Genomic DNA, 22,033 nt, shown 5'->3' on the forward strand with positions numbered 1-22,033 from the left:
GCCTATCAATTCGTCGCCGTGCGCATCGTTCCTGCGCCTTGGTTTTGCTTGGGTTTGATCGGCGGCCCGCGACGCTCGATCTCGCCCTTGCTGAGCTCGACGGCGTGTGGGTAGGGCATATCGATGCCCTCCCGGTCGAAGGCCTCCTTGATGGCCTTCGTCATTTCCGATTTGTAGACGCGGTGCTTGTCGGTCGCGACCCAGACGCGGCCCTCGATATTCACCGCTGAATCGCCGAGGCCCTGAACGCCGAACCAAGGCGCAGGGTCGGCGATCGCGCGGCTGTCGCCCGTCATGGTCTCGGACATGATTTCGAGCGCGCGGTCTATGTCGTCCTCATATCCGATGCCGATAGCGATGATGCAGCGCCGCCGACCCTTCTGCGTGTAGTTGACGATATTGTTCGCGGCTGCCTGCCCGTTCGGAACGAGGATCGTCCGCTCGTCGGGCGAACGAAGTTCGGTGAAGAAGAGGTCGAGGTCGGTGACTGTTCCTTCTTTTCCGTTGATCTCGACGAAGTCGCCGATGTGATAGGGGCGGATAATCGCGATCATGATGCCCGACGCGACGTTGGTGAGGGTGCCTTGCAGCGCGAGCCCGATCGCGAGTGCGCTTGCGCCGAGCACCGCGACGAGGCTCGTCGTCTGCACCCCGAACTGCTGCAGCACGACGATAAGCACGACAATGATCAGCGCATAGCGGATCATCATTGTGAGGAAGCCCGCTAGCGTCGCGTCGATGCGCGGGTGCGCAGAGGCTTTCTTGCGGACATATTTGGAGATGACAAAGGCGAGCCAAAGACCGACGATAAGGATCAGCGCAGCCGACCCGATGCGTGCGATCCACGCTATGAGCTCTTCGGGGCGAACATCTATGTTCATCTGCATCTCCGCCCCTCGAGGTTCCAAACGAACGGGTGCCGGGACGGTTGCACGGGGGCTACGCTATGGGCGTCCCGACGTCGTTCCCCGGGGGTGTGTAGGATCGATACGGTGAGGCCGCGCGTTTCACGCGCGAAGGAGCGACGATATGGCCAAGCTCAATCAGGACTGGGTGGTTCAGCCACATGGCGCGATGGTGGAGGTCGACGACGGCATCTGGACCGTCGCGGGCAATATCGTGATGCCGCTGGGCAAGTTTCCACGGCGCATGACAATAGTCGCGCTTGCCGAAGGCGGCGCTGTCATCTGGAGCGCGATCCCGCTCGGCGAACCCGAGATGGCGCGTATCGAGGCGATCGGCACTCCGCGCTTCCTGATCGTTCCCAATGCGGGTCACCGGGCCGATGTCGGTGCCTGGCATCGCCGCTACCCCGAGGCAAAGATCATCGCGCCTCCGAGCGCGCGCGAAGCCGTCGGCGAGGCCGCGCCGGTCGATGCGACCGACGACATCATCGGCGACCCTGCGATCCGCTTTGAGCGCATCGCAGGGACGAAGGAGGATGAGTTCGCCTTGCTTGTCGATCGCGGTGGGCGCGTCACGCTAATCCTCAACGATATTCTCTCGAATGTGCGGCACCCTGAGGGCATTGGCGCGAACATCATGGCGCGGCTGTTCGGCTTTGGCGTGAAGCGCCCTCGCACCTCGCGCCCGGTACGGCGGGCTTTCGTAGAAGCCGGCGCTGCGGTCGCCGCGCAGTTCCGGTGCTGGGCAGCCCTGCCGGGCCTGACGCGGATCATCGTATCGCACGGCGACGTAATCGACGCGGATCCGGCAGGGGCTCTTGAGCAGGCGGCTTCCGACTACGACTGATTTGCCGATCAGAGGCCGAAAGTGACGTGGCCCCTCTCGTCGATCGTCGAGGCGGGGTTTAAGACAATCTCGCACGCATGGCCGTCGGGGTCGGCAACAAAGCCGCGGTAGCCACGCCGCGGCGGTGCGTCAGCTTCGCGCAGCTCTGCTTGCCGTTCGAACATCCTCGAAACGGACGTCTTCAACCTGCAGGAGGCGGCTCTCCGTTTGACTGTACCACAGCATCCAGTGGGTCAGCCGAAGATCGAGCGGACGGCCTCCCTTTCGGCCGCGATGAAATCGAACAGCACGGATACGCGGGCGGTCCCGCGCAGCGCCCTTGTGGTCAGGATCTTCCAGCTTCGCGCAAGCTCCGGGACGGGTCCGAATATGCGGACCAGTGACGGGTCGGCGTCGGCTATGTTGGCCGGGAGGGGCGCGATGCCGGCGCCCGACCGCGTGGCCTGCAGAAGACCCAACACGCTATTGGCCTGCGCCGCGATAGTGGCATGGGGAGCGATCGCGGTGAGCCATTCGACGATGCGATGCTTCGCGAGCGACTGGTCGAAGGTGACGACGGCGTGCTTGTCGATGTCGTCCAGGCTCGCGGGGCGGCCGTTCCGGTCGAGATAGGCCTGGCTCGCGTACACAGCCCAGATCGAATCTGCGATCTTCCGACCGACCAGATCGGCGTCAGTATTGCCCGACCGGAAGGCGACATCGGCGTCACCCTTGTGGAGATCGAGGTAGCGATCGCTCGTGACCAGTTCGACTCGCAATTGCGGATGCGATGCCTGAAAGCGTTCGATCAGCGGCATGAGGCGCGCGAGGATCGGCTCGGGGCAGGTCACCCGCAACCGGGTCTCCACGCTGTTCGATGCGTGCGCGGCATGTCGCTCCAGCTCCCGCACCGATGTGGCCACGGTCTCGGCATAGGGGAGCAGCGCATTGCCGAACGGCGTCAGCACATATCCTGCCGGGGTTCGCGCCACCAGCGGTTGGCCGAGGCTTTCCTCGAGCGCCGCGAGCCGGCGCTGGACGGTGGACTGGTTGACGCCGAGCACTCGCGCGGCGGCGATCGTACTCCCTTCTCGCGCAAGTGCCAGAAAATGCCGCAGATCATTCCAGTCTAGCATCGTCGCCCCGTCGCAAAATTGCGGCCCCCGCATAGCAGCAATGCGGCTGCCGTGCACATGCGAACTCGATTAGCCTTCGACGTCGAAGAAGGAGAGATAGCGATGCAGATATGGGCACCCCTGATGGCCTTGCTGGTCGCCACTCCGGCGGCGGCGCAAGATGAGACGAGTTTGCGCCAGGCGGACGCGGCGCAGCACGAGGCGGCCCGGACGCGCAACGCCGATGCGCTCGCGGCGATGATGCACCCCGGGTTCGAAGTGAATTCGCCCGAAGGCGAAATGTGGTCCCGCGCCAAGACGCTCGAGTTGTGGCGCAATCGCGGTATCGGGCACGAGAGCTTTGACCGCACGGTCGAAAGCGTCATCCTCGACGGCAGCGTCGGCGTCGTGGCGGGCCGCGAGGTCGTGCGGCCGTCAGTCGACAGCATCGCCGGCAAGCGCCGCGCCGACGGAGCGCAGCCGGTCGAGCGGCGATTCACAAATGTCTGGCTTTGGAAGGAAGGTCGCTGGTGGTTTCTGGCAAGGCATGCCAACGAAAAGAGCAAGCGGCCGGTTCCGTAATGCCTTCATCAAGAGCGGTGAGTCTTCAGCCGCCCATTCCAAACCGCTCGCGCTCGGTGAAAGTCGCTGTTACCATCAAAGTGGGGTGAAACGGGTTCAAGTGGGGGACTTGATGCGACGGATATTATTGGCGGCCGCTGCGTCGCTCACGCTGGCGGCGGTTTCGTCCGCTTGGTCGATGGAACCCGGCAAGGCTGAAACTGCGACCGCTTCTTTTGCCACGCCTGACGAATGGACAGTCGAACGATCGGATGGTTCGGCGAAGGTCGTCGCGCCTGAGAAGGATCTGTTTCTCGCCGTCGTCGATGTCGAGGGCGTGGCGGACGCGGGTACGGCAACGGCGGCGGCGTGGAAAAAGCTGGAACCCGGTTTTGCGCGTGCTGTACGCCTCTCTACCCAGCGCGCGGGGAGAGAGGGTTGGGACGAAATCTGGTACACTGACTATGAAGTTTCGCCTGACGAAAAGCTGGTGCTGACCGCAACCGCCTATCGCCGGGGGGCGAACTGGACGGTGCTGCTGGGCAAGGGGTCGGCGGCGACCGCCGACAAGCGCATCGGTCAGGTCCGCGCGATGATCGATACGATCCGGCCGGTCGGCGTCGTTGCTGAAAACTTCGCTGGTGCACCCGCGGATCCCTTCGGTGCCGCCAAGCGCGAGGCTCTCAAAAGCTTTTGGCGAGATGCGATGGCGGCCTATGGGGTGCCGGGCATGTCCTATGCCTTCATCGACCGAAACGGCATCGTCGAGGAGGGCGGGATCGGCGTCAAGACGGTGGGCAAGCTCGATCCCGTCGATGCGCACACCCGCTTCATGATCGCATCGAATACTAAGGGTATGACGACGCTTTTGCTCGCGCGCATGGTCGACATGGGCAAGATGACCTGGGACGAGCGCGTTGTCGAAGCCTATCCAGCCTTCCGGATGGGCGATCCCGCCGTCCAGAACGAAATCCGCTTCCGTCACCTGATCTGTGCCTGCACCGGGATGCCGCGGCAGGATCTCGAATGGATCATGACGGGGACGAACGAGACGCCGGCGAGCCATGTGTTCGAACTGCTGACGCCAATGAAGCCCACGAGCAAATTCGGGGAAGTCTATCAGTACAGCAATTTGCTTGCGAGCGCGGCGGGCTACGTCGCAGGCGGCCTGCTGTATCCCAAGATGGAGGTCGGCGCAGCCTATGACCGGGCCATGCAGGAGCTGATATTCACACCGATCGGCATGAAGGAGACGACGTTCAGCAAGGCCGTTGCCGAAGGCGGCAATCACGCCGACCCGCACAGCCTTGACGCCGATGGAAACCCCGCGGTCGGGACGATCGACAAGAGCGACAGCATCTATTTCGCGCGTCCCGCGGGCGGCGCGTGGTCGAGCGCCCACGACCTCGCGCTCTATGCACTCAACGAGCTTCGCGAAGGCGTCTTGCCGGACGGCAAACGGATTGTGAGTACCGAAAGCCTGCTCGCCCGGCGCAACCAGGGCATGGAGACGGGCGAGGCCACGCGTTACGGTATGGGGATCGAGACGACGTCGCGTTGGGGCGTCCCGATGGTCCACCATGGCGGGGCGATGCCAGGCTACAAGACGGATTGGGTTATCCTGCCCGAGGCGGGGGTCGGCGTCGTGATGCTTTTCAACAGCGAAGAAGGGAGCCCGATCCTGAACTGGACGCGGCGGCGCATCGTCGAGCTTCTTTATAATGCGCGCGAAGAGGCGGTACCGACCCTTTCGACCGGCGCAGAAAGCTATCGCGCCGATGTCGCCAAGGAGCGGGGCTTGATGAAAATCCCGCCCGATCCCGTGATTGCGGCGAAGCTCGGCAAGCGGTACGAGAATAGCGAACTTGGCTTCATCGACGTGACGCGCGAGCCCGATGGCGGGCTGCGGTTCGACTTCGGCAGCTTCCAGAGCCGGATGGCGACCCGCGCCAACGAGGACGGTACGACCAATTTCGTAATGATCGATCCGACCTTGCTTGGGTGGCCGCTGAGCAGCCGCGCGGCACCGGACGGCGCGATGCTGCTCGTCATGCAGGACGGTCAACATGAGTATGTCTACACCCCGGTCAGGTGAAGCGCGTAAGTCCTGAATGTCCGCATTGACGATTTCGGGATGAGCGCGGACGATCTGCAATCGGTAAGCAGCCAAGTTGAACTATCTCAGAGCGCTGGCCGTCAGCGCACCGCAGTTCGAGACGTTTCCGGGAAGGCCGCCGGGTTTCGGCTCATCCTTGCGGAGCCCGAGCGCGCTGCCGATCGAACGGCCGATCGAACGGACGATGCCGCCGCCCGGCTTGCCTGATTTTTGAGCGGCGCCGTCGATGGCGATCGTCGGAACGGGCAGCGTGCCGCCGACGCTAAGCGGATCCACCAGTTTCAGGAAGGGGTCGCCTTTCGCCGCGCCGGTTATCGTCAGGGCGATCGTCTCGCCGTCGAGATTGATGCGGCCGCGGCCCCGGCCGCTCGAGACGGCGGTATCGAGCAGCAGCGGGGAAGGTGTAAGGACACCGCCCTGTGCGTCGAAAGCGAAAAGGCCGCAGTTGAGCGAGACCCTGTTGCCGCCGCCGCCGAGCTTCTCGCCGATCGCACCGCCGAGATTCTGCCCGAGCACGAAGGCGGCGGCACGGTCCATCGAGCCCTTGGCCGAGGCGAACACGATCTTGCCGCTGCCGCTCGCAAAAGCGTCGCGGATCGTTCTCCCTCGCCCGGTGATGCGGACGAGTCCGCGAAGCGGACCGCCGATCATGTCGGGCGCGCCGATCAGCGTTTCGAGCGACGAGCCCTCAACCCTGAGTTCGGTGGAGAAAATGGGCATGGACTTGGTCGAGTCGACCTTGACCCAGCCGGTAACGCGGCCTTGCTCCAGCCCTGCCACCGCCTTTTGCAGCTTCAACACCCGGTGATCGAGCGTCAGCTCGCCTTTCAGGCTCTTAAAGGCAGACCCGCCCTCGATGAGGAGCCGATCGATCGTGAACCTTATGATCCCGTCGGTCGGCCCCATGCGGCTGAGATCGATGCGCGTGTCGGGGATCACGCGCTTGCCGATGCGCGCCTCTTTTGCCCTTGCCTCTGCAAGACCCGCGTCGTCCGCAAGATCGTCGAAATCGAGCTGCGGCGCCCGGATCGTCGCATCGATCCTGGTTCGGCCATCGCGTTTCAGCACGGTGGCGCGCGCTTGCAGGCGCGAGCGGCCGATCGAACCGCTGAGACGGTCGATATGCCAGTCCTCGCCGGCGCGGCGCACATCGCCTTGAAGATCGATGTCCTGTGTCCCGAATAGCCCCGCCTCGATGATGTGATCGAGCTCCTTCAGGCTGGTGCCGCGAGCGCGCATCTTCATCTTGAGGTCGTCCGTATTGAGGATCCCCGCCATGGTCCCCTTGACGTCTATGTCGAGCGGCGCCGACGAGAGCGAGGCCGTGAAGGGCCAGGGGGCAGTCTCGCTGGCGTTGGCTATCGGGCGGCCGCGTGCTTCCGCTCGCGCCGGTGCGCCATTGAAAGTTCCCGCAGCCGAAAGGCGCAGTCCCGCGCGATCGTCCGACGCAAGCGAACCCGAAATATCGAGCTGCCGTTTTGCATCGCGCAGCGAGAAGCGGCTGTCCCTGATCGTGAGGGACACGAGGTTCAGAGGCTGACTACGCTTTCCCGGTTTGTTTGCGCGGCCGTCCCAATTGCTGTTCCCCTTGGCGTCGCGCACGAGCGCCACATCGAGCCCCGTGATATGAAGCGACCGCGGCGCGACATTGCCGGTCAGGAGCGAGAAGATCGACACTTTTGTGCGAAGCTCCGCGATTTTGAGGAGATCGCCTTTGCCGGCCCAGGCGGGCTGGGCGATGCGGATAGATTGCGCGTGAATTTCGGGCGTGAAGGAGAGACTGTCGACGCGCGACAGCTCGGCGATCTCTACCGGTGCGCCGAATTTCTCAACCAGCCTGTCCTCGGCAAGGCCGCGTAACAATCCGACCGGAAAGGCCGCCAGCAGGAACAACAACGCGATAAAGGTGCCGGCAATGATGGCACCGCCGATCCTGACCTTTCGCCGGCGAAGCAGGGCCTTCACATGTTGGAGCATGCGATAAGAACATCAGTCGATCCGATGGGTTCCGGTCCGCTGACGTCGAAGCATCCATGACCGCGGATGCGCTGCCCCGGACTTCTTCACCGGGAAGGGCAACATCGGGACCGCTCAGGCATTGTTCGGGTAGCAAAGGAGTATCCAGCATGTCCGACCGTCCCCTATGCGAGCGCCGCATCCTGATCATGGCAACCGACGGGTTCGAACAATCCGAACTCGAAGTCCCGATGAAGCGGCTTGCCGCTGCCGGCGCCGAGGTTGAGATCGCCTCGATCGACACAGGCGATATCACGGGCTGGGACGAGGACGATTGGGGCGATGATGTCGCCGTGGATCTCAAGATCTCCGACGCCCTGGTGGACAATTACGATGCGCTCGTCCTGCCGGGCGGCCAGATCAATCCGGATCTCCTGCGTGTGGAGGCTGATGCAATTGCTCTCATCAAGGCCTTCGCTGAGGCCGGTAAGCCGGTGGCGGCTATCTGCCATGCCCCATGGCTGCTCGTTGAAGCGGAACTCGCGAGCGGACGGCGGATGACGAGCTACAAGTCGATCCGCACCGACGTTGCCAATGCCGGCGCCGAGGTGGTCGATGAAGCCGTCGTCATCGATGGCGATATCATCACCAGCCGCTGCCCCGACGACCTCCCAGCTTTCTGCGACGCGATCATCGACGCGGTCGCCAAAGTTGGTGCCGCGGCATAGGGGGCGTTCATGAGCGACGATGCCGGTGTATCGTTACAACCCAGGTTAATCGCCGCAACCGGGTCCGCTGTCCCGGGTTTCGCCTTCATGCTTCTCGCCGATGACCAGAATGAGCAGTTTTCGGACGTAGGTTCGTGACCCGCAAGGCGCAAAAGCTCGATACGATCAGGGTCGAGAAGCCGTGGGGCGTCGATCGCCTTCCTCCGCCTTTCGACGCACGGATTGACGGACGCGTCGGCGAAATCTGGTTTCGTCCGCCCAAGTTCAATCCGCTGCTCGTGAAATATATCTTCACGAGCGAACGACTGTCGATCCAGGTCCACCCCGACGACGGGCAAGCGCAGGCGCGCGGGCTTCCCGCAGGCAAGGAGGAGTGCTGGTATATTCTCGATGCCGAACCCGGCGCGGTGCTGGGGATCGGGACGCGTCGTCCGCTCAGCGAACGCGAACTCGCCGACACCGCCCGCTCGGGCGCGATCGAGGCGTTGATGGAGTGGCATCCGGTGCGCGCGAACATGTTCTTCCATATTCCGCCGGGAACCGTCCATGCGATCGGGGCAGGGGTCTCGCTCGTCGAAATCCAGCAGAATGTCGACGTTACTTATCGCCTCTACGATTACGGCCGTCCGCGCGAGCTGCACCTCGCCGATGGCGCGGCGGTCGCGAGGGCCGCTCCGATGCCGGGGGATCTTTGCCGCGAAGTCGATAACGCGGTGAGCGCGATTTTGCTCGACGGCCGCCATCTCGCCGTTGCGCACCTGAGGAGCGATGACCTGTCGCTTCTCGCCGGTGTGAAGGAAGGGGCGATGATCGCTCCCTTGGACGGCACGCTCGCCGCGGACGGCGTGACCGCGCACGCGGGCGAATGCCTGTGGGTCGATGACGTCGCCACCATTGCGGCCGAGCCCGGCGCGCGATTTCTGGCCGGCTGGCACAAGGCCTGACCTCGGCGAGACGTCGGCACGCAGCCGACGCGGCTCGATCCCATTGCGCCCGCTGCCATAGCGCAGTCTTTTCGATCACGAGCCTCTGCGAAACGCGCCGGTTGTCACTTGGTCCATGGGAGGTGGTGACCGCTTATACGCCTGGCTCTCTCTCGATGACACTTCCCATCGCCTCTCCGAGGCGCACCGGGCGTTCGGGAAACCATTCGGGATTGAACGCGATCGCCTGCTTCTCGAACAGCATCACGATCGTGGAGCCGAGGAGAAAGCGTCCCATCTCGTCGCCCTTGCGCAGCGCGACGTCGCCTGGAGCGTAGGACCAGTCCGAGATATTGCCGGATCGCTTCGCGTTTACCACGCCATGCCATGTCGTCGCGATGCTCCCCACGATGGTCGCGCCGACGAGGATCATCGCGAAATGCCCATGGGAGGCGGACTCGAAAAGGCAAATGACTCGTTCGTTGCGCGCGAAGAGACCGGGCACGCCCCGCGCGGTCGTCGGGTTGACCGAGAATAGCGAGCCCGGGACATAGATCATGCGTCTGAGCTCGCCGTCGCACGGCATGTGCAGCCGGTGATAATCCCTGGGCGACAGATAGAGGTTGGCGAAGCTGCCGTTCTGGAATGTCGAGGCCAGCGCCGTGTCGCCGCCCAGGAGCGCGGCGGTGGTGAAACGATGACCCTTGGCCTGGACGATGTGATGATCGTCGATCGCGCCGAACTGGCTGATGGCACCGTCGACCGGGCAGACGAAATCGGCGGCGGCGAGCGGGCGGACGCCGGCTTTCAGCGGCCGCGTGAAAAAATCGTTGAAGCTTGCATAGCTGCGAAGATCGGGATCTTCGGCTTCGCTCATGTCGACGCCATATCTGGCGACGAACCATTGGATGAGCCTTGGGGTCAGCCGGCCCGACGACCCGGCAACGCGGCCGGCGAATTCGGTCAGGCGCCGCTTCGGCATCGCATGCTGGGCGAGGATTTTCAGGCGCTCGAACATCATATCATCCGTTGGTCGACCCTGCGAAGGCACAGCCGACCGCATGGGAAGAGACGTCGGCGCCCGGCGCTTCGTTCCGGCAGTGATGCTTTATGCCGATGTTGCCGGGCAAGGAAAGGCACATGGCTTGGCGCCCGCAGGTAATTATAATTCAGTTGCTGGCTTCTGCTCACCCTCGGCGGGGCTTTGGCGACGCACCCGCCGGACGCTCGAACCGGTAACTCTTCTGCTCAAACTTCAGCGCGCGCAGGAAGTTGTGCGCGTTGTTGATCATGATGTCGCTCATGATCTCGATCGTGCCGCATCCGGCCTTGGCGAGGGCCGTCTCGGCCGCGGTCAGAAGCGCCGTCCCGATGCCGCGGCGGCGATGATCGCCGTCGACAAGCAGCAGGGTGATGCGACCGACGAAGCCGTGCTGCAAGGTGGGGACGACGGCCCAGGCGCAGCATCCGACCAGCCCGCCCGCATCGGCGACGAGAAGGCCGGCCGTCGCCTTGCCGATCGCGTCGATGTTGGCGTCGATCGATATTCGCTTGGGCGGCTCGGCAAGCTGAGCGAGCAGACGGCCGAGAGCCTTTCGATCCTTGCCCGTCGCGGGCCGCAGGCTGAGCTCGGGCTCTGGCAGAACTTCGGGTTTGACGATCCTGAGCACCGGCTTGGCCTTCGGGGGCGGCGGCGGATCCTGCCGCCTTCGTGCAGGCTCAGGTGGCGGTGAAGGACGCGCCTTGCCGCGGCGTCGGATGGGCGATTGCTCCTCGATAGGTTCGGCGGTTTTGGGTGCCTTCTTTGCAGGCTTTGCTGCGGGTTCGCGTTCGGCCGAGAGTTTCCAGCTGTCGGCCGCCCCGCCGCGAAGATATTGCGCGATGTCGGCGGCGGTCGCCGTGAGTCCTTGTTTGCCGATCCCGAGGAGCGGGTTGCCCGCCGCATCGGTGAGTGCGAACTTCCCATAGTCGCCGACACCTGGCGTTCGCTTTCGCGACCTGACGAGCTTCATCCCGCGATGTTCGGCAATGGCGCGAAGCTCGTCCGCTGTCGGCTCGGTCGCCATCGATCAGGGCCGGAAAGGAGAGGCGGGGCGACCTTGCGGGGCGGGGGCGCTCGCCCGGGCCGCCGACGCGCGCGCACCCGCGCCTTTCCGGGAACCGGTGCGGCTGCGGCGCGCTCTACCTATATGCGCGCGCGCCGCTTCACCCGCTCGACCATGATCGATCATGTCGCCTATGACGAGGCTGCGTCGGTGCTTTGCATCAGCTTCCGGGGCACCGGCAAATATCTGTATCATGACGTCCCCCGCGCCATCTACGACGGGCTGTGCGCCGCGGAATCGCTCGGCGCCTACTTCAATGCGCATATCAAGGATCATTTCCCGTGCGAGCGCGACCCGGCGCGCAGGCGGTTCGGTCCCGATGCCTGAAGCTCCGGCGACGATAGGCACTGCGAACGCGCCGCTCATGCGCGCTTACGTGCGGCGGTCTTGGCTGGTGCTTTTTTCGCCGGGGCCTTTTTGGAGGGCGCCTTCTTCGCGCTGCCTGCCTTCGCTTTCCCGCCGCCGTCTCCGATCGACTTCTTGAGCGCCGCCATCAGGTCGACGACGTTCGATCCGCTCGGCGCCTTCTCGTCCTTCCCGTCGTCGAGATTGAGCGTCTTGCCCTTCTTCTTGCGCTCGATGAGCTCCTTCAGAGCCTCGACATAGCGATCGTGAAAGTCGCTCGCGTCGAACTTGCCCGTCTTCTTGTCGATAAGGGTCGTCGCGAGGTCGAGCAGGTCTTCGTCGGGGTCGCTGTCGGCAATGTCGCGGAAATAGCTCGCCGCCTTGTTGACCTCGTCGGCATAGCGCAGCGTCTCCATGACGAGACCGCGGCCGCACGCCTTGATGCTCACGACATATTCGCGGCCGCGCATCGCGAGCTGGCCGAGACCGACCTTGCCCGTGCGGCGGAGCGCCTCGCGCAGCACGATGAACGCTTCCTCGGCAAGATCGTCGGCGGGGACGACGTAATAGGGCTTCTCGAAATATATCTCGTCGATATCCTCGGCCTCGACGAACTGGGTGAGCTCGAGGGTCTTCTTGCTCTCGAGCTTGACCCCCTCGATCTCCTCATCGTCGAGCAGGACATATTGGTCCTTCGCATATTGGAAGCCCTTGACGATCTCATCGACGTCAACCGGGCCGACACCGGGTACGACCTTTTCATATTTGATGCGTTTGCCCGTCGGTTCGTGGATCTGGTTGAAGGCGATCGTGGCCCCGCTCTTCGTCGCCGAATAAATCTCGACCGGGATCGACACGAGCGCCAGGCGGATCTGGCCTTTCCAATAAGGGCGCGCAGCCATCGTCACTCACTCCTTTGCCTATTCTCCTTCAATGCGCGCGCTCGCCGAGCGTTCCGCGCCGGCGATCGGAAGGGAAGCAGGATCGGCGGCAACTGGATCGAAAGGAAGAGGGAGCAATGGCAGGACGTTAGCGAACGCGCGCCTGCGGCTTTTGCGGTCCGCGACCTGCCGATCCGAGCTTGTCAGACGGTCCATCGCGCGGGCGCGAGCGCGATGGCGAACGGAGGATGAACCCGCTGCCATTTCGTTGCGGCGAGCACGTCGTTGCTCTCCTTCGCCTCGCGGCCCGGCCCAAGCGACCAGGTGATGTGATAATGGCTTCCGTCGCCGCGATCGGTGGTTCCGCCGATGCGGACGATAAGCGCCTGGACGCCTGCGCCGTCATCGACCTCGCCGACGATCTCGCCCGACCGCGCGGCGGGAAGCGGCGTGTCCTCGTCGGTCCCGAAGCGCAGCGTCACATGATCGGCCACGACGCCTGCATAGTGCGGTTCGAACCGCCCGATCAGCCTGTCGCGCTCTGCGCGCGGCAGCTTCCATCCGACGATGGTGCAGGTCACGGGGCCTTTCGCTTTCGCTTTGCGGCGCTTTCCGTAAGCTCGATCCACGCAGGCGCATGGTCGCTCGTCTTGTCAAGCGCCCGCGGGCGGGTGTCGACGCCGGCGGCCGCGAGCCGCTTCGCCGCGGGCTTGTTGAGCAGCAGATGGTCGATGCGGATGCCGGCATTGCGCTCGAACGATTGGCGCCAATAGGCCCAGAAGGTGTAGATACGCTTCTCGGGATGCAGGTGGCGGATCGCATCGGTCCAGCCCTGGTCGAGGATGCGCTGATAGGCGGCCTTCGCTTCGCGCGCGAAGAGCGCGTCCTTCTTCCAGTTCTCGGGCTTGTAGACATCGAGGTCGGTGGGAATGACGTTGAAGTCGCCGCAGACGACGACGGGTGCGTCGAGGTCGAAGAGGGTCGCCAGATGCGCGTCGAGGCGCGCCATCCACTGCATCTTGTAATCGAATTTCGGACCCGGCCAGGGATTGCCGTTCGGCAGATAGAGGCCCGCGACGAGGATACCGCCGACCGCGGCCTCGATATAGCGGCTCTGTTCGTCGCCGGGATCGCCGGGAAGTCCGCGGCGGGTCTCGTGGATCTCGCCGACGCGGCTGAGCATCGCGACGCCGTTCCAGCGGCTCTGGCCGTGCCAGATCACATCATAGCCAGCATCGCGGATCGCCTTTTCCGGGAATTTCTCCTGAGGGGCTTTGAGCTCCTGCAGACAGACAATGTCGGGCTCGGCCTGCGCGAGCCAGCCGAGCAGAATGTCGAGGCGGCCGCCGATGCCGTTCACATTATAGGTGGCGATCTTCACAGGTCGGGCAGCGTCTGGTCGGCGCGGCCCCAGCCTTGCAGCGCCTTGAGGCCGGCGCGCTTCAGAAGCTCCTTCGCATCGGTGATGCGGAAATGCGACGGCTTGTCGATCGTCTCCATCTCCTTCCAGCTGATGGGGGCGGCGACCGGAGCGCCTTCGCGGGCCCGCGCCGAATAGGGCATGACTGCGGTCGCGCCGCGCTGGTTGCGGAGATAATCGACGAAGATCCGGCCCTTGCGCTGGGCCTTGGGGAGGGCGGCGGTGAAGCGATCGGGATCCATTTGCGCGACGGCGCGGGCGAGCCGGCTCGCGAAGTCCTTGACCTCGGGCCATTCGGCACGCGGCACGAGCGGGGCGATCACATGGACGCCCTTGCCCCCCGTCAGCATCGGAAAGGTCTCGAGGCCCATCTGCTCGAGGATATCGCGGAACTGGAACGCGGCGCTGCGGACCGCCTCGAAATCGAGGCCCACGTCGGGGTCGAGATCGAAGACGAGCCGGTCGGCCTTCTCGACGTCCTCGATGCGCGCGCCCCAGCCATGGAACTCGATCGTCCCCATCTGGACGCAGGTCATCAGGCCCTCGGCCGTGTCCATGTAGAGATAGGGCTGGTCATCGCCATCTTTCTCCTCGATCGCGACCTGCTTCACCGCATCGCCGAAGCTTCCGGCATCATGTTTCTGGAAGAAGCATTTCTTGGCGCGGCCCTGCGGACAGCGGACGAGGCTGATCGGGCGCGAGCCCGCCCAGGGCAGCATGACCGGCGCGACCGCAGCATAATAGGCTGCGAGTTCGCCCTTGGTGAGCCCGGCTTCGGGATAGATGACCCGGTCGGGATTGCTGATCGGAACGGTCGAGGCGGGCGCCACCTCGGCGACGGGCGCTTCGTTTTCGATGACGACCGCCTCCGCCTTTTTGTCTTCGCGCAGCCCGAGATAGCTCGGGTGGCGGAGCGTGCCCTCGTTCGTCACCTCGGTAAAAGCAATCTCGGCAACGAGCTTCGGCTCGATCCAGTGCGCGCCGCGGGTCTCGGCGCGCGGCGCCTTCACCGTCGCCTCATTCCGTTCGAGCGGTTTCATCATCGCCTGGAGGCGGAAGAGCTCCTCGGTATCGAAGCCTGTCCCGACCTTCCCGGCGTAGCGCAGCGCGCCCTTCTCATGGACGCCGAGCATGAGCGAGCGGAACGCACGCGATTTGTCGGAAGGCGTCCAGCCGACGATGACGAACTCCTGCCGCTTGATGCACTTGGCCTTGAGCCAGCTTCCGGCGCGCGAGCCGATGTAGCGCGCGTCGGCCTTCTTCGAGATGACACCTTCAAGACCTGCGGCGCAGAAGCTTTCGAGCAATGTCTCGCCGCTGCCCTCGATATGGTCCGAATAGCGGATATGCTTCGAGGCCTTGGGAAGGATTTTGGCGAGACGCGCCTTGCGGTCGAGGAGGGCGAGCGCGGTCAGATCCTCGCCGTCCAGCTCGAGCAGATCGAACGCAAAATAGTCGATCCTTTCCGGCGCGGACTTCAGGGCATTTTGCAGCGACTGGAAGCTCGAGCGGCCCTGGGCATCGAGCACGACCGCTTCGCCGTCGATCAGCGCGCTGTGCACCTTCAGCTTTGCGGCCTCGGCGAGAAGCGGCGCGAAGCGGTCCGACCAGTCGAGACCCGAGCGCGTGTAGGCGCGCGCTTCGCCGCCGCCGACCGCGATCAGCAGCCGGTAGCCGTCATGTTTCATCTCATGAACCCAGCCGCTGCCGGCGGGAATGCTGTCGACGAGCGTCGCCAGCTGGACGGGACGGAAGGGTGGGGGAGCCACAGCCTGTCGTTTGCCGCGCGGGGAAGAGGGGGCGCGGTTTTCGGGACTGGGTTTGGCGGTCGGTCTGGCCATGGACTCAAGACCATCCGGCCGCGCTTTCGTTCCCGGCGGCAGGGGCAACTTGACCGGGCGGCCGTGCGTTCCCACCTTGTTCCGGTCAAGGGATTACCGGCGTCCAAAGCGTGACAGGGAGCTTGAAAATGGCCAATGGCTGGGCGCGTGACGGCGCCGTTCAGGAGCAGATCGACGACACGGTGAGCGACGCCGTCAAGGAGGCGCGCCTACGGCTGCTTTCCGGCAAGGGCGCGGATTATTGCGACGATTGCGGCGAGCGGATTCCCGCCGCGCGGCGAAAGGCCTTGCCTGTGAGCCGAACCTGCGTCGGCTGCCAGACGCTTCGCGACGCCGAACGCCGTCCAGCCGGTTTCAATCGCCGGGGAAGCAAGGACAGTCAGCTGCGCTGACCTCTTGTGAAGGGGGCCTGGGCCGGAGCGTCAGTCGCGCGCCCGGGCTGCGGCCCGGACCTCCTGCGATCGGTCGAGCGCAATGACGAGGATATCGTCGCGGTCTACGATGACGCCGACATTGTCCATGCCGACGAGCGACACGCGCATACCGGGCGCGCGCACGAGGCAGCCATGGCTGTCGTGCGCGAAAAGATCATCGCTGCAAGCATTGCCGTCCGCGTCGGCGCCCGTGAGCTTATGCACCGCCTGCCAGCTCCCGAGGTCCGACCAGCCCATCGACACCGGGACGACCGCGACGCGGGGGTCCTTTTCCATCACGGCATAGTCAATCGAATCCGATGGTGCCTGTTCGAAAGGCGCGCGTGCCGCGTGGAGGGCATCGCCGTCGTGCAGGGCATTGGCAACTGCTGCTTCCGCCGCCCGATAGATAGCAGGACATTGGCTGAGCATCGCCTTGCGCATGCGGCCCGCCCGGAAAAGGAAGATGCCGGCGTTCCAGCTGTAGCCGCCCTCCCGGAGCATCGCTTCGGCATCGGCGAGCGGCGGCTTTTCTACGAAGCGAGCAACGGCGAATCCCGTATCGCCGAGCGGCGCCCCGCTGGCGATGTAGCCGAAACCCGTGTCGGGCCGGTCGGGGGCGATACCGAACGTCACGAGCCAGTCGTCGCGCGCGAGATCGGCCGCTTTCGCGATTGCGCCCCGAAATGCGGCAACATCGGCGATGACATGATCGCTCGGCATCACGAGCAGCAGCGCGTCATCCGCCGACGAGGCTACCGCGAGCGCGATGGCCGCGGCGGTGTTGCGAGCCGCGGGCTCGACGATCAGCCGAAGGTCGCGCCCCTCCGACTGTTCGCGCACCATCGCGACATGCTCGGCTCCGCACACGATAAGCGGCGCCAAAAAGCCGCGTCCGGTTGCTCGATCGAGCGTGCGGGCGAACAGGCTCTCCTTTCCGATGATGTCGAGAAACTGCTTTGCTCGCGCGCCGCGCGAGGCGGGCCAGAGGCGCGTTCCCGAGCCGCCGCAAAGGATGACGGGCTGGATTGTCGCAGTCATGGGATCAACTTTCGCGCGGCGCGCTGGCGGCATCCGGGGCCGGCGATCGCCTTACAGGGTTGGGGAGCGTCAGCTTTAAGCGTCGATGCGGTCGCAGCGCCGGCTGCGAGCAGCCGAGGCTCGGTGGTCGTGATGCACTTCCGGAACGGCGTGGGCGAGGGGCCGCGCGTGCTGCCGCGATCCGGTGTGCGGTGCCGATCCGTCTTTTCGAACTGGGAGAGTCGATGCGGCATGTTCGGACGAACGCGGAGGGAGTGGCCGAGTTGCCACTCCTTGACGCAAAGCTCCGGAAATCACGGCCGGATTAACGCAGGTTATACTGTTTTTCCGGGGGGGTAGGCGGGGGTAGCCGGTCGCCCATTGCCCCACTGTCCCGGCGCGATCGGGAAGTCGGCGGAGGCTTGCTCCCCGCTACGGATGGGGACCCATGGACCCATAGGGTCGCGCGTCGCTGCCCGCCGGATGCAGCCCGTCGGGCCTGCCAGGCGTTGCACAGCCATGAACCAGAGCGACGAATTTCTGATGCTGGCCGGGCAGGAGCTCCAGTTCGTCTCCGACCTCATCGTGCGAATCGATGAGGGACGTCTCGATCCCGTCGGCCTCGACCCGAACGCTGCGGTACTGCTCCTCCGCGAGGTGGCGGCGGAGCGCAGGCGCCTCATCGATCGGCTGAAATCCTATGACGGTGATGGAGGCGCTGCCTGGAATGGAACACCGATATAGACGCTGTCTATCTGGCTGCTGTTCGAAACCACGACAGCTCTAACCCTTTTCCTTTTGTCGACGTGTTTCCCAACCCTTTTTCGCAGCTTCCGATCGCTTTTCGCTGGTTTGACCCGCACCGCTTTTGCGTCCGCCTTTTCTCGAGGCTTCATGGTTATCGGGCTTGCCACGGCCGGAACCCGACTTGTTGCCGCCGCCCGACTCCTTGTTCACGGTAGCCCAGGCGCGGCTCTCGGCTTCCTTCTTGCTGACGCCGCGCTTTTCATACCCCTCTTCGATATGCTCGGCCTTGCGTTTCTGCTTGTCGGTGTAACTCGATTTGTCGCCTCGGGGCATGACGGGTCTCCAGATGAGCCCCCCATCGGTCAACCAATGGATGTTGCCGGGGTTCCGGGCAAGGATATGCGGCTTCGATGGCATCGCCACCGGCGGACGGTAGCGCAGTGATAGTCCGCAATGCCGGACGTTGCGTCGCGAACAGCGACGCGGCGCGCCGAAAATGGTCGGGACTTCAACCTACCCGTTTACGACCGTTCCGCCATTCGGGTGGAGAACCTGGCCCGACATATAGCTGCTGTCGTCGCAGGCGAGAAAAAGGAAGCTCGGTGCGACCTCATTGGGCTCCCCCGGCCTCTTCATCGGTGTGGTCTCGCCGAAGCTGGCGACCTTTTCGGCGGGCGCTCCGCCGCGCGGATTGAGCGGCGTCCAGATCGGGCCGGGTGCGACCGCATTGACCCTGATGCCCTTTTCGATCAGATTTCCGCTGAGCGAGCGCGTGAAGGCAGTAATCGCGCCCTTGGTCGCGCTATAATCGAGCAGACCGCCGCTCCCCTGGTACATGGTCACGCTTGTGCAATTGATGATTGCCGCGCCTCTCTTGAGGTGCGGCAGCGCGGCCTGCACAAGATAGAACATGCCGAAGATATTCGTGGCGAACGTGCGCTGCAGCTGCTCCGCGCTAATGTCGCGGATATCGTCCGCCGGATGCTGTTCGCCCGCATTGTTGACGAGGATATCGATCCGCTTCAGTTTGCTTACGACCTTGTCGACGATGGTCTTACCGGCACCGGTCTTGCCAACGTCGGCCCTGACGAGGATCGCGGTGCGCCCTTCTGCGCTCACCATCGCCGCCGTATCCTCGGCATCGGCCTTGTTGCTCTTGTAGACGATAGCCACGTCCGCGCCCTCGCGGGCGAACAGCACGGACACCGCGCGGCCGATGCCGCTGTCGCCACCGGTCACGATCGCGACCTTGTTCTTGAGCCGGTCGGAGCCGGCATAGCGCGGCTCCCATTTCGGGGCGCGGTCGAGATCGGACTCGCGATCTTTCGGCGGGGTGCGGATCGTTTTCGTGTCGCCGACCTCTTTGCGGAGCTTCCTCGCAGCAGTCTGCTTCCCGCGCTTTTCGGATGCGGTTTCTCCGACTTTTCCGACCTCTGTTTTGCGTGACATGCCGACTCCTTTATTCTGCCAGTCCCCAACAAACCGGCGGGTCCTGCACTTGGTTGCGGAGCGCTTGCCTCCATGCCGGGCCGCGCTGCGGCAGAGCTGGGCGGGAGATGCCATGGGCTGGAAATGTGCGGCCGACTTTCTACCTATGCAGCCTTGCCGACCTTGCCGCCTGCCGGCGGCTGGCGGCGTCGAAGCTGAAAGAAGTAATTTGTCGAAGATCATGAACGGCGCCAGCCTGCAGCCTCGCTCGGGAGGCGCACCCAAAAACATCGTGCTGCTGCTCCATGGTTTCGGGTCGAGCGGCGCCGACATGATTTCTCTCGCGCCGCAGTGGCAGGAGGCCCTGCCGGACACACTGTTTCTGGCGCCACACGCGCCGCAGCGATGTTCGATGATGGGCGCGGGCTACCAATGGTGGGGTCTGTCGGGCTTCGCGCCGGCTGCGCTGGCCGCGGGGGCGGCATCGGCAGCGCCTGCGATCGACACATTCATCGACCGGAAGCTCACGCAATATGGCCTCAGCGAGTCCGATCTTGCGCTGGTCGGCTTCAGCCAGGGCACGATAATGGCGCTCCAGATCGGACTTCGTCGTCGGCGTGCCGTCGCGGCAATCGTCGGCTATTCGGGCATGCTCGCCGGCGCAGCGGATCTCGCGCATCATATTCCGTCGAAACCGCCGGTGCTGCTGGTGCACGGCACGGCCGATCCCGTCGTGCCGATCGCGGCGTTGCATATGTCAGAGAGCCAGTTGCAGCGGCTTGGGGTCGAGGTCGAGACGCATATTTCCTACGGCGTCGGGCACAGCGTCGATCCGGTCGGCCTGCGGACAGGCCGTGATTTCGTCGTCGGGGCATTTGGCAAATATTCCGGCTGAGAAGTTGATGTTGCTTCGGCGGCGAGGCGGGGCGGCGGCGGTGGGCGAAATGGAGTGGCCCGGAGGGAGAGGGGGTGATCCCCTTCGGCTGGGGAGGGGCGAGGAACTGCCGGGTCCAGCCTGCGTTGGCCTGATGGTTCAACCATCAGGACAGGCACCATGGACAGGCTGCGGCGGCTCGAAACATTTGCGCGCACGGGATGGTTCGCGCGTGGGATCGTCTATTGCCTGCTCGCATGGATTGCGCTCACCGGCTCCTCGGCTGACGACGCCAGTCCGCAGGCGGTGTTCCGCTCGCTCCGCGACATGCCTGCCGGTTCGATCCTTCTCGCCCTTCTCGCGATGGGGCTGGCGCTCTACGGCGCCTACCGCCTCTACGGGGCGGCGCTCGACAGCGAGAATAAGGGGGCGGGCGCAAAGGGTGTCGCGGTGCGTGTTGGCTATGCGGCGAGCGGTATCGCCCATTTCATCCTGGCTTGGGCGGCGCTTCGCCTCGCCTCGGGCGGCGGCGCCGAAGAAGGCCGCGAAAAAGAAGCGGCGGGCATGCTGCTCGATTTGCCGCTTGGCGGCCTCCTGCTCGGGCTCGTCGGCGCCGGTTTCCTCGCGGCGGCCGTTCAGCAGGCCATCAAGGCTTGGACTACCGAATTTGCAAAGAATCTCGATACCGCCGCACCGGGTTGGGCAGTGCCCGTGGGACGGGCGGGACTTGCGGCGCGCGCGGTCGTGTTCGCGGTGATCGGCGCCTCGCTCATCCGTGGCGGTTGGTTTGGCGCCGCGGGCGAGGTTAAGGGGCTCGGCGACGCGCTCTCGGCGCTGACCGACAATCCGCCTCTCTATCTGCTCGTCGCCGCCGGTCTCTTCCTTTTCGGCTTCCACGGCTTCGTCGAGGCGCGTTGGCGGCGACTTCGCGACGAGGACATGATCGCTCGGATCATGGCTTCGCGACGCTGATGATTTTCACTGGGCGGCCTTGCGGAACCCCGTGGCCCTCGCTGCGTTAGCAAGGGCAGTCATCAACAGGGAGACTTTCGATGAAAAAGCTATTCGTAACCCTCGCCGCAACCTCGGCCCTCGCACTCGGTGCGTGCCAGAGCCCCGCCGCCGACAAGGTCGAAGACCAAGCCGAAGCGAAAGCCGAGGCGATCGACGATCAGGCCGACGCGATGCCTGAAGGCCCCGCCAAGGAAGCGATGGAGCAGAAGGCCGATGTCGTCGAAGAGCAGGGCGAAGAAAAAGCCAATGCGATGGACGACAATGGCGAGATCGCTCCGTCCGAGACCGGCGTCGGCGACACGCAAAAGAAATAAGACTGCCTTCCCTAAGGGCAGGGTGAAGGGCGCCGGTTCCGGCGCCCTTTATCTTTTCGGAGCCTCGGATCGGGTCCGGCGGCGCGAACGAAACTCAGCGCCGGCGGGCGTCAGCTCAGCGTCCGGTCCAGGAAGTCCCGGATCAGCAGCACAACTTCTTCGAGATTGGTCTCGAGCAGCCAATGACCGCCGTCGAGCAGATGCAGCTCGGCGTCGGGTAAGTCGCGCAGATAGCTGTCGAGCCGATCCCTCACCGGCGCGGTGACGTCCCTGTCTGCTTCGGCATGAGCGAGCGGCTCGTCACGGCAATCGCCAACTTGGGAAACATGGATCAAGGTCGGCCAAATTCTGTTCGTCTAAGGCGCATGCCTGATTCTCGTCCAGGCCGGGAGCTGGGGGGCTCCCGCCGGTCCGGATTTGAGAGCGACGAAGGGCTTCGCCGATCGGCGGAGCCCTTTTGCCGTCTACCGCTCTCATTGTTCGAGGTGAAGCGCTCACGCG

24 protein-coding genes are annotated in these 22,033 nt (G+C 64.5%); 11 read left to right on the forward strand and 13 right to left on the reverse strand.

Annotated features, from left to right (window positions below; all coding sequences use genetic code 11):
* Positions 1 to 5 precede the first annotated feature (5 nt).
* The gene (locus VGN68_RS18545; protein ID WP_287406942.1) at positions 6 to 881 is read right to left on the reverse strand and encodes a mechanosensitive ion channel family protein; all 876 of its coding nucleotides are present in this window, start codon (positions 879 to 881) and stop codon (positions 6 to 8) included.
* Between the two features lie 148 nt (positions 882 to 1,029).
* Here VGN68_RS18545 and VGN68_RS18550 point away from each other — a divergent pair, with 148 nt between their 5' ends.
* Positions 1,030 to 1,752: a hypothetical protein gene (locus VGN68_RS18550; RefSeq protein WP_287406941.1), complete on the forward strand. Its 723-nt coding sequence runs from the start codon at positions 1,030 to 1,032 to the stop codon at positions 1,750 to 1,752.
* Between the two features lie 233 nt (positions 1,753 to 1,985).
* Here the strand turns inward: VGN68_RS18550 and VGN68_RS18555 are convergent, their stop codons facing one another.
* Positions 1,986 to 2,867, reverse strand: a complete 882-nt coding sequence (locus VGN68_RS18555) for a LysR family transcriptional regulator (RefSeq protein WP_287406940.1) — start codon at positions 2,865 to 2,867, stop codon at positions 1,986 to 1,988.
* 102 nt (positions 2,868 to 2,969) lie between these two features.
* On the opposite strand from VGN68_RS18555, the gene VGN68_RS18560 reads away from it, so the two are divergent.
* Together VGN68_RS18560 and VGN68_RS18565 are read left to right on the forward strand one after the other, a co-directional pair.
* The gene (locus tag VGN68_RS18560; protein WP_327478842.1) at positions 2,970 to 3,428 is read left to right on the forward strand and encodes a nuclear transport factor 2 family protein; all 459 of its coding nucleotides are present in this window, start codon (positions 2,970 to 2,972) and stop codon (positions 3,426 to 3,428) included.
* Between the two features lie 112 nt (positions 3,429 to 3,540).
* Positions 3,541 to 5,502 carry a serine hydrolase domain-containing protein gene (locus VGN68_RS18565; protein ID WP_327478844.1) on the forward strand — a complete coding sequence of 654 codons (1,962 nt, stop codon included), beginning with the start codon at positions 3,541 to 3,543 and terminating at the stop codon, positions 5,500 to 5,502.
* Between the two features lie 81 nt (positions 5,503 to 5,583).
* Here the strand turns inward: VGN68_RS18565 and VGN68_RS18570 are convergent, their stop codons facing one another.
* Positions 5,584 to 7,488 (reverse strand): AsmA family protein, encoded by a 1,905-nt coding sequence (locus VGN68_RS18570; RefSeq protein ID WP_327478846.1) that lies wholly within the window; start codon positions 7,486 to 7,488, stop codon positions 5,584 to 5,586.
* Between the two features lie 161 nt (positions 7,489 to 7,649).
* Between VGN68_RS18570 and VGN68_RS18575 the strand changes: the two genes are divergently transcribed.
* Together VGN68_RS18575 and VGN68_RS18580 are read left to right on the forward strand one after the other, a co-directional pair.
* Positions 7,650 to 8,207, forward strand: a complete 558-nt coding sequence (locus tag VGN68_RS18575; protein WP_327478848.1) for a type 1 glutamine amidotransferase domain-containing protein — start codon at positions 7,650 to 7,652, stop codon at positions 8,205 to 8,207.
* Between the two features lie 134 nt (positions 8,208 to 8,341).
* Positions 8,342 to 9,151 (forward strand): class I mannose-6-phosphate isomerase, encoded by an 810-nt coding sequence (locus VGN68_RS18580; RefSeq protein ID WP_327478850.1) that lies wholly within the window; start codon positions 8,342 to 8,344, stop codon positions 9,149 to 9,151.
* Positions 9,152 to 9,284: 133 nt separating this feature from the next.
* Here VGN68_RS18580 and asd read toward each other — a convergent pair whose 3' ends face one another.
* On the reverse strand, positions 9,285 to 10,148 hold the full coding sequence (asd, locus tag VGN68_RS18585; protein WP_327478852.1) for an archaetidylserine decarboxylase: 864 nt from the start codon (positions 10,146 to 10,148) through the stop codon (positions 9,285 to 9,287).
* Between the two features lie 169 nt (positions 10,149 to 10,317).
* Positions 10,318 to 11,196: a GNAT family N-acetyltransferase gene (locus tag VGN68_RS18590; protein ID WP_327478854.1), complete on the reverse strand. Its 879-nt coding sequence runs from the start codon at positions 11,194 to 11,196 to the stop codon at positions 10,318 to 10,320.
* Between the two features lie 33 nt (positions 11,197 to 11,229).
* Here VGN68_RS18590 and VGN68_RS18595 point away from each other — a divergent pair, with 33 nt between their 5' ends.
* Complete coding sequence (locus VGN68_RS18595) at positions 11,230 to 11,562, forward strand: KTSC domain-containing protein (RefSeq protein ID WP_327478856.1); 333 nt, start codon at positions 11,230 to 11,232, stop codon at positions 11,560 to 11,562.
* A 35-nt stretch (positions 11,563 to 11,597) separates the two neighbouring features.
* Here the strand turns inward: VGN68_RS18595 and VGN68_RS18600 are convergent, their stop codons facing one another.
* The 4 genes from VGN68_RS18600 to ligD all read right to left on the reverse strand — a co-directional run bounded on the left by VGN68_RS18600 (position 11,598) and on the right by ligD (position 15,650).
* Complete coding sequence (locus VGN68_RS18600) at positions 11,598 to 12,482, reverse strand: Ku protein (protein WP_327478858.1); 885 nt, start codon at positions 12,480 to 12,482, stop codon at positions 11,598 to 11,600.
* A 182-nt stretch (positions 12,483 to 12,664) separates the two neighbouring features.
* Positions 12,665 to 13,042, reverse strand: a complete 378-nt coding sequence (locus tag VGN68_RS18605; protein WP_327478860.1) for a hypothetical protein — start codon at positions 13,040 to 13,042, stop codon at positions 12,665 to 12,667.
* Positions 13,039 to 13,842, reverse strand: coding sequence for an exodeoxyribonuclease III (gene xth / locus VGN68_RS18610; RefSeq protein ID WP_327478862.1), 804 nt, complete (start codon positions 13,840 to 13,842; stop codon positions 13,039 to 13,041). Before xth ends, VGN68_RS18605 begins: the two co-directional genes overlap by 4 nt.
* A complete protein-coding gene (gene ligD / locus VGN68_RS18615) occupies positions 13,839 to 15,650 on the reverse strand; it encodes a DNA ligase D (RefSeq protein ID WP_327478864.1) in 1,812 nt (603 codons plus the stop codon). Before ligD ends, xth begins: the two co-directional genes overlap by 4 nt.
* A 200-nt stretch (positions 15,651 to 15,850) precedes the next feature.
* Between ligD and VGN68_RS18620 the strand changes: the two genes are divergently transcribed.
* A complete protein-coding gene (locus tag VGN68_RS18620) occupies positions 15,851 to 16,114 on the forward strand; it encodes a DksA/TraR family C4-type zinc finger protein (RefSeq protein ID WP_327478866.1) in 264 nt (87 codons plus the stop codon).
* 30 nt (positions 16,115 to 16,144) lie between these two features.
* On the opposite strand, the gene VGN68_RS18625 is transcribed toward VGN68_RS18620, so the two are convergent.
* Positions 16,145 to 17,176, reverse strand: coding sequence for a mannose-1-phosphate guanylyltransferase (locus tag VGN68_RS18625; protein ID WP_327478868.1), 1,032 nt, complete (start codon positions 17,174 to 17,176; stop codon positions 16,145 to 16,147).
* A 498-nt stretch (positions 17,177 to 17,674) separates the two neighbouring features.
* Here VGN68_RS18625 and VGN68_RS18630 point away from each other — a divergent pair, with 498 nt between their 5' ends.
* Entirely contained in the window at positions 17,675 to 17,899 is a 225-nt protein-coding gene (locus VGN68_RS18630; protein ID WP_327478870.1) for a hypothetical protein, read from the forward strand.
* Positions 17,900 to 17,938: 39 nt separating this feature from the next.
* Here VGN68_RS18630 and VGN68_RS18635 read toward each other — a convergent pair whose 3' ends face one another.
* Together VGN68_RS18635 and VGN68_RS18640 are read right to left on the reverse strand one after the other, a co-directional pair.
* Positions 17,939 to 18,235 (reverse strand): plasmid stabilization protein, encoded by a 297-nt coding sequence (locus tag VGN68_RS18635; RefSeq protein ID WP_327478993.1) that lies wholly within the window; start codon positions 18,233 to 18,235, stop codon positions 17,939 to 17,941.
* Between the two features lie 180 nt (positions 18,236 to 18,415).
* Entirely contained in the window at positions 18,416 to 19,243 is an 828-nt protein-coding gene (locus VGN68_RS18640) for an SDR family oxidoreductase (protein ID WP_327478994.1), read from the reverse strand.
* A gap of 316 nt (positions 19,244 to 19,559) precedes the next feature.
* Here VGN68_RS18640 and VGN68_RS18645 point away from each other — a divergent pair, with 316 nt between their 5' ends.
* The 3 genes from VGN68_RS18645 to VGN68_RS18655 all read left to right on the forward strand — a co-directional run bounded on the left by VGN68_RS18645 (position 19,560) and on the right by VGN68_RS18655 (position 21,532).
* On the forward strand, positions 19,560 to 20,225 hold the full coding sequence (locus VGN68_RS18645; protein WP_327478872.1) for an alpha/beta hydrolase: 666 nt from the start codon (positions 19,560 to 19,562) through the stop codon (positions 20,223 to 20,225).
* A gap of 159 nt (positions 20,226 to 20,384) precedes the next feature.
* On the forward strand, positions 20,385 to 21,176 hold the full coding sequence (locus tag VGN68_RS18650; protein WP_327478874.1) for a DUF1206 domain-containing protein: 792 nt from the start codon (positions 20,385 to 20,387) through the stop codon (positions 21,174 to 21,176).
* Positions 21,177 to 21,256: 80 nt separating this feature from the next.
* Positions 21,257 to 21,532 (forward strand): hypothetical protein, encoded by a 276-nt coding sequence (locus VGN68_RS18655; RefSeq protein WP_054727924.1) that lies wholly within the window; start codon positions 21,257 to 21,259, stop codon positions 21,530 to 21,532.
* Between the two features lie 110 nt (positions 21,533 to 21,642).
* Here the strand turns inward: VGN68_RS18655 and VGN68_RS18660 are convergent, their stop codons facing one another.
* Entirely contained in the window at positions 21,643 to 21,867 is a 225-nt protein-coding gene (locus VGN68_RS18660) for a hypothetical protein (protein WP_327478876.1), read from the reverse strand.
* Between the last annotated feature and the right edge of the window lie 166 nt (positions 21,868 to 22,033).

The sequence above is a fragment of the Sphingopyxis sp. genome (genome assembly GCF_035998965.1).
Lineage (GTDB): Bacteria > Pseudomonadota > Alphaproteobacteria > Sphingomonadales > Sphingomonadaceae > Sphingopyxis.